This is a genomic window from Cupriavidus sp. 01L46 (genome assembly GCF_056399905.1).
The window spans coordinates 1-5,990 of the sequence record NZ_JBFTSF010000347.1; the positions used below are offsets into that span (position 1 = coordinate 1).

General features: G+C 66.4%; 4 protein-coding genes. 3 read left to right on the forward strand and 1 reads right to left on the reverse strand.

Annotated elements, in window-relative coordinates:
* On the reverse strand, positions 1 to 330 hold a 330-nt coding region (locus AC1DS3_RS33835; RefSeq protein ID WP_477128884.1), incomplete at its 3' end, for a TSUP family transporter.
* A gap of 520 nt (positions 331 to 850) precedes the next feature.
* Here AC1DS3_RS33835 and AC1DS3_RS33840 point away from each other — a divergent pair.
* From AC1DS3_RS33840 to AC1DS3_RS33850, 3 genes are all read left to right on the forward strand, one after another.
* Positions 851 to 2,113, forward strand: a complete 1,263-nt coding sequence (locus AC1DS3_RS33840) for a TolC family protein (protein ID WP_477128886.1) — start codon at positions 851 to 853, stop codon at positions 2,111 to 2,113.
* A 49-nt stretch (positions 2,114 to 2,162) separates the two neighbouring features.
* A complete protein-coding gene (locus AC1DS3_RS33845) occupies positions 2,163 to 3,374 on the forward strand; it encodes an efflux RND transporter periplasmic adaptor subunit (protein WP_441641552.1) in 1,212 nt (403 codons plus the stop codon).
* 13 nt (positions 3,375 to 3,387) lie between these two features.
* Positions 3,388 to 5,990: efflux RND transporter permease subunit (locus AC1DS3_RS33850; RefSeq protein ID WP_477128885.1), on the forward strand; the 2,603-nt coding region annotated here is incomplete at its 3' end.

Sequence of the window (5,990 nt, forward strand, 5' to 3'; positions counted from 1 at the left end):
GCGCAGCAACACGGCGTCGATGGCGGTGGCGAGGCGTGCCGAGGCATAAGTCGCCAGCACCGCTGACAGCCCGAGCACGACCGCCGTGCGCAGCGCGATGTCGGCGCGCCGGCGGTATTGCCAGAAGCCGATCAGCACATTGGGCGCAATCATCACCAGTGCGGTGCCCTGGGCCAGTTGCTGGTCCATGCCATAGAGCAGGCCCAGCGCGGGAATGGCAATCAGCCCGCCGCCGATGCCGAACAGCCCGCCCACGGCGCCTAGCGCGCTGCCCAGGCCAAAGATCAACAGGGCGGACAGCAAAGACGGCAGCAGGGAATGGTCAAGCATGGAATGCGGGAGGCGGCTCTAACAGCAACAGCGTGGCAACTRCGTGCACTGCGGGGTGAATGATAACGCCCCGGGCCGGCGTTCCGGCAGGGGCAAAAGGCGCGAAGCGCGTAATGATACGCGGCTTTGGCGACCCGCCTGCTGGCTACTTCGTTTTGTCACGAAAGCAGCGTATTTGTCAGGGTTTTCCCTCGAAACGGGGGTATTCGAGGGGTATTTCCCACATTTACTGGCAGTGTGAAAGGCGTTTGTAATGCGGTTCGGTTTGAATGCGCTCGGGAGATCGTTCGCCGTTGCCGGATACCGGCAAGAACACGTCGGGTTCCACGGAGATGCGTGAATATTYGCTAACTCGGTGCACCGAACGGCGGGCATGGTCGTTTACCGCACACTTAAGTCGAACCGAGCCAGATTGATCGTGTCTTTTTCCATTCCTCGTTTCCTGCTGCTAAGCCTTCTCGGCGCCGTTGCGGGCGCTGCCGTGGCCGGCTCGAATGTGCCGCAAAGCGCACCCTTGCCGATGGACGGGCCCTGTGTGGCGCCGCCGTCCAAGGCTACCCTGACCCTCGCCCAGGTTCGGGTCGATGCCGTGCGCTGCAACCGCGACATCATCGCGGCGCGGCGTAKTGTGGAGGCCAGCCAGGCCGATATCCAGATTGCGTCGCAGCGGCCCAACCCCGTGCTCAGCCTGGGCGTGGCCAATATCAACCCGCATGCCGGCTTCAACTCGGGCGGCCCGCGCAGCAAGACGGTGGACTCCACGCTGCGCGTGGACCAGGTGATCGAGACTGCCAACAAGGCAGGCTTGCGCGTGGATACCGCGCAAGCCTCCAGCCGTGCCGCCGGCGAAGTGCTGCAGGCGGTGATCACCCAGCAGGCGAGCCTGGTGGACCAGGCGTTCTATGAGGCACTGGTGAGCCAGGAGCGGGTTGCCGTGCTCAACGAGACGCTGGCGCTCTACGGCCGCACCCAGCAGGCCAACGAGGCTCGCCTGAAGGCTGGCGATGTGTCGCGCGCCGATGTGGCCAAGCTGCAGCTCGATGTGTTGCGCGCGCAAGCCGACCTGCGCAGCGCCATGGCCGACCATGCCAGTGACAAGGCCGCGCTGGCGCAAGCCATCGGCGTGCCCGGCACGCTGGCCGACAATCGCCTGACGCCCGACTGGCCCGCCCTGGACGTGCCGGTGCCCCAGCCCGATGCCGACACCGTGCAGCGCCGCGCCGACGTGGCGGCAGCAGAAGCCCGCCTGGCCGCGGCCGCCAGCGCGCGCGACCTGGCCCGCGCGGGGCGCGTGCCGGATGTCACCGTGGGCGCGCAGGCGGAGCACTACCCTGTCTCGGCCGCCAACCAGACCGGCAGCGGCAACAGCTTCGGCGTGTTCGTGTCGATCCCGCTCTACGTGCGCCACAGCTTTGGCGGCGAAGCCCGCCGCGCCGAGGTGGATTACTACGCCGCGCTGGATGATCGCAACCGCGTGCTGCTCGAGGCGCAGAACGAGCTGGAGCGCTCGCGCAACCAGCTTGAAGCCGCGCGCCTGTCGCTCAAGCAGATGGTCGAAGGTGTGGTGCCGACCGCCGAGAGTGTCGCTGGCAGCGCCGAGTTTGCCTATGCCAAGGGCGCCAGCAGCGTGCTGGACCTGCTCGATGCGCGCCGGGCCTTGCGCCAGACGCGCCTGGACGCTGTCAACGCGCAAGGCGATTTCGCCAAATCCCTGTCGGCTTACCGCGCCGCCCTGCAGTCCTCACCCAATTCCCAGGCTCGCCCCGATGTACCGCGTCCTTAATTCCGTGTCTGCTCCGATGTCCGTCCCGATGACTGCTACGCCTGCTTCGATGTCCCCCGTACGTGCCGCGGCCCGCCATGGCGTCGCCGCCCGGCTGGTCGCGTTTTCGCTGGTCGCGCTGGCGCTCGCCGCCTGCGGCAAGAAGGAAGCCCCGCCCCCCAGCGACGAACCCAAGGTCAGCGGCAACACCGTTGAATTTCCGGCCACGGTCAGGACGCTGCCCGGCATCGTGGGCGAGACCGTCAAGAGCGGCGGCGAGCGCATGCTGAGCCTGCCAGGCCGCCTGGTCTGGAATGAGGACCGCACCGTGCGCGTGTCGACGCCGTTTGCCGGGCGCGTGACCGAGGTGCTGGTGCAGCCCGGGACCAACGTCAAGGCGGGGCAGGCGCTGGCCATGCTGACCTCGACCGATTTCGGCGTGGCCCAGGCCGACGCCCGCAAGGCCGCGGCCGACGCCGCCTATGCCGGCAAGGCGCTGGCCCGCCAGCGCGAGCTGTACGGTGCCGGCGTCGTGGCGCAAAAGGACCTGGAGCAGACCCAGGCCGAAGCCGCCCGGGCCAATGCCGACCTGCAGCGCACCCAGGCTGCCTTGCGCCAGTATGGCGCCGGCGCGCAGGGCGAGGGCGCGAGCAACCGCTTTGCCTTGCGCACGCCGATCGACGGCCTGGTGGTGGAGCGCAATATCAATAACGGCATGGAGCTGCGCCCCGACCAGCCGCCCACCGCGCCGCTGTTCCTGGTCACCGATCCCGGCGAACTGTGGGCGCAGGTCGACGCGGCCGAGGCCGACATCGCCCTGTTCAAGCCCGGCGTGACCGTCCAACTGGTGTCGGCCGCCTATCCCGGCGAGACCTTCGCCGGCAAGGTGGTCAAGGTGGCCGATTACGTGGATCCTGCGGCGCGCAGCATCAAGGTGCGCTTGTCCGTGCCCAACCCGGACCGTCGCCTGAAGGCCGAGATGTTCGTCACCGCCAAGCTGCAGGCCGCCTCCTTCCAGGGGATCGCGGTGCCGTCCAAGGCCGTGTTCCTGGCCGAGAACCACCACTTTGTGTTCGTGCGCACGGCGCAGAACCGCTTTGAGCGCAAGCAGATCAAGCTGGGCGTGTCGCTGCCCGGCATGGCCGAGGCGGTGGAAGGGCTCAAGGATGGCGACGTGGTGGTGACCGACGGCAACCTGTACCTGCAGGACATCCTGCGAGACGCCACCGCGGTCAACGCGGCGCGCGCGAGCGAAGCCAGCAGCGCCAGCGCGAAGCAGTGAGGAAGACCGCCACATGATTTCGCGCATCGTCCATTTTGCCCTGCACCAGAAGCTGTTCGTCTGGCTCGGCCTTGCCATCTTCATCGGGGGTGGCCTTGCGGCCTTCAAGAACCTGCCGATCGAAGCCTTCCCGGATGTCTCCGACATCCAGGTCAACGTCATTACGCTGTACCCGGGCCGGGCCGCCGAGGAAGTCGAGCGCCAGGTCACGATCCCGATCGAGACCGCGCTGGCCGGCACGCCGAACTCCGTGCGGGTGTTCTCGCACACCCAGTTCGGCCTGTCCTTCCTGATGGTCACCTTCAATGACAAGGCCACCGACGTGGTGGCCCGCCAGCAGGTGATCGAGCGCCTGCGCGGGGTGGACCTGCCCGACGGCGTGCAGCCGGAGCTGGCGCCGCTGTCCACCGCCATCGGCGAGATCTTCCGCTTTCGCCTGACCGGCAAGGGCTACAGCGCGCAGGAACTGCGCACGCTGCAGGACTGGGTGGTGGAGAAGAACCTGCGCCAGGTCCCGGGCGTGGCCGACCTTGTCACCATTGGCGGCACCATCAAGCAGTACGAGGTGAACCCCAACCTGGCGAAGATGCGCGACGCCAAGATCTCGCTCTCGCAACTCTTTACCGCCCTGCAGCGCGCCAACTCCAACGCCGGCGGCGGCGCCGTGGCCAACGGGCGCCAGCAATTCCTGCTGCGCTCGCTGGGCAGCTTCCGTACCTCGGCCGATATCGCCGATGTGGTGGTGTCGGAAGTCAACGGCACGCCGATCCTGGTCAAGGACATTGCCGAAATCAGGACCGGTTCCGCGCCGCCCCAGGGCCTGATGGGCCAGGACGACGAGGACGATATCGTCTCGGGCATCGTGGTGATGCGCAAGGGCGAGAATCCCTCGCTGGTGCTCGAAGCGCTCAAGAAGAGGATCGACCTGCTGGACAATTCGATCCTGCCCAAGGGCGTGAAGATCGTGCCCTACTACGACCGCTCCACGCTGATCGACAAGACCCTGCACACGGTGTTCGGCAACCTGGTCGAGGGCGCGCTGCTGGTGATGGCCGTGTTGTATCTGTTCCTGGCCAATGTGCGCGCCGCGGCCATCGTGGCRATCGTGATYCCGCTGGCGMTGCTGTCCACSTTCATCGGCCTGACCTGGGTGGGCATTCCCGCCAACCTGCTKTCGCTSGGCGCGATGGACTTCGGYATCATCGTSGACGGCGCGGTGATCGTGGTGGAGAACATCTTCAAGCGGCTGGGCGAGCTGAAGGAAGCCCAGATCAAGGACAGCCGCGCGCGCATGCACGCCATCCTCCAGGCCACCACCGAAGTGGGCCGCCCGACCGTGTTCTCGATGATCATCATCATCGCCGCGCACATCCCGATCTTTACGCTGCAGCGCCACGAGGGCAAGATCTTCGCGCCCATGGCCTACACCGTGACGGGTGCGCTGGTCGGCTCGCTGATCATCTCGCTGACGCTGGTGCCGCTGCTGTGCCACCTGCTGCTGACCAAGAACATCGCGCATGAAGACAACTTCATGGTGCGCCATAGCAAGCGCCTCTACGAGCCGATGCTGGCCTGGGCGCTGGACCACAAGCGCACCGTGGTGGGCATCTCCGTTGGCCTGCTGGTGGCAACGGTTGGCGTGGGCAAGTTCCTCGGCAGCGAGTTCCTGCCGGAGCTGGATGAAGGCTCGATGTGGGTCAGCTTCGACCTGCCGGCGTCGGTGTCCATCGACGAAGCGCGCGACCAGGCCCGCCGCCTGCGTGGCGTGATTCGCAAGACGCCCGAGGTCAATACCACCATTTCCAAGGTGGGCCGCCCGGACGACGGCACCGATCCCAAGCTGATCAACACCGTTGAAATCCTGGTTGACCTGAAGAACGACAAGCAATGGCGCGCGGGCTACGACAAGCGCAAGATCATCAACGAGATCAACGCCAACCTGCGCCAGCTGCCCGGCATCGAGCCTAATTTCTCGCAGCCGGTGCGCGACAACATTCTTGAGAGCATCTCCCAGATCAAGGGCCAGATCGTGATCAAGGTGCAGAGCGACAGCTTGCAGCAGAACAAGCGCGTGGCCGACCAGATCCTCGCCAACGTGCAATCGGTCCAGGGCGTGATGCGCGCCTTTATCGACCGCGACGGCGAGCTGCCGCAATATGTGCTGGACTTCGACCGCGCCCAGGCCGCCCGCTACGGCATCAACGTGGGAGACGTGCAGGACCTGATGGAGACCGCGCTGGCCGGCAAGGCAGCCACCGAGCTGTGGGAGGGCGAGAAGCACTTCAGCGTGGCGGTGCGCCTCAAGCCTAACGAGCGCCAGCTGCCAAACCTGCCGAATATCTTCTTGCAGACGGCGGACGGCGCGCAGGTGCCGCTGTCGCAACTGGTGCACTTCCGCGCGGCTTCCGGCGCGATGAACATCAGCCGCGAGAACGGCCAGCGCACCACGTCCATCGGCATCTTCATCCATGACCGCGACATGGGCAGCGTGGTGAAGGACATGCAGGCGCTGGTCGCCAAGAACGTCAAGGCCGACGACGTCAAGATCAGCTGGTCGGGCGAGTTCGAGAACCAGGAACGCGCCATGGCGCGGCTGTCGATCGTGGTGCCGCTGTC

Bases quoted from the DNA above. Each gene is read 5' to 3' on its own strand.
- AC1DS3_RS33845 (WP_441641552.1), top strand. From the start codon at position 2,163: ATGTCCCCCGTACGTGCCGCGGCCCGCCATGGCGTCGCCGCCCGGCTG.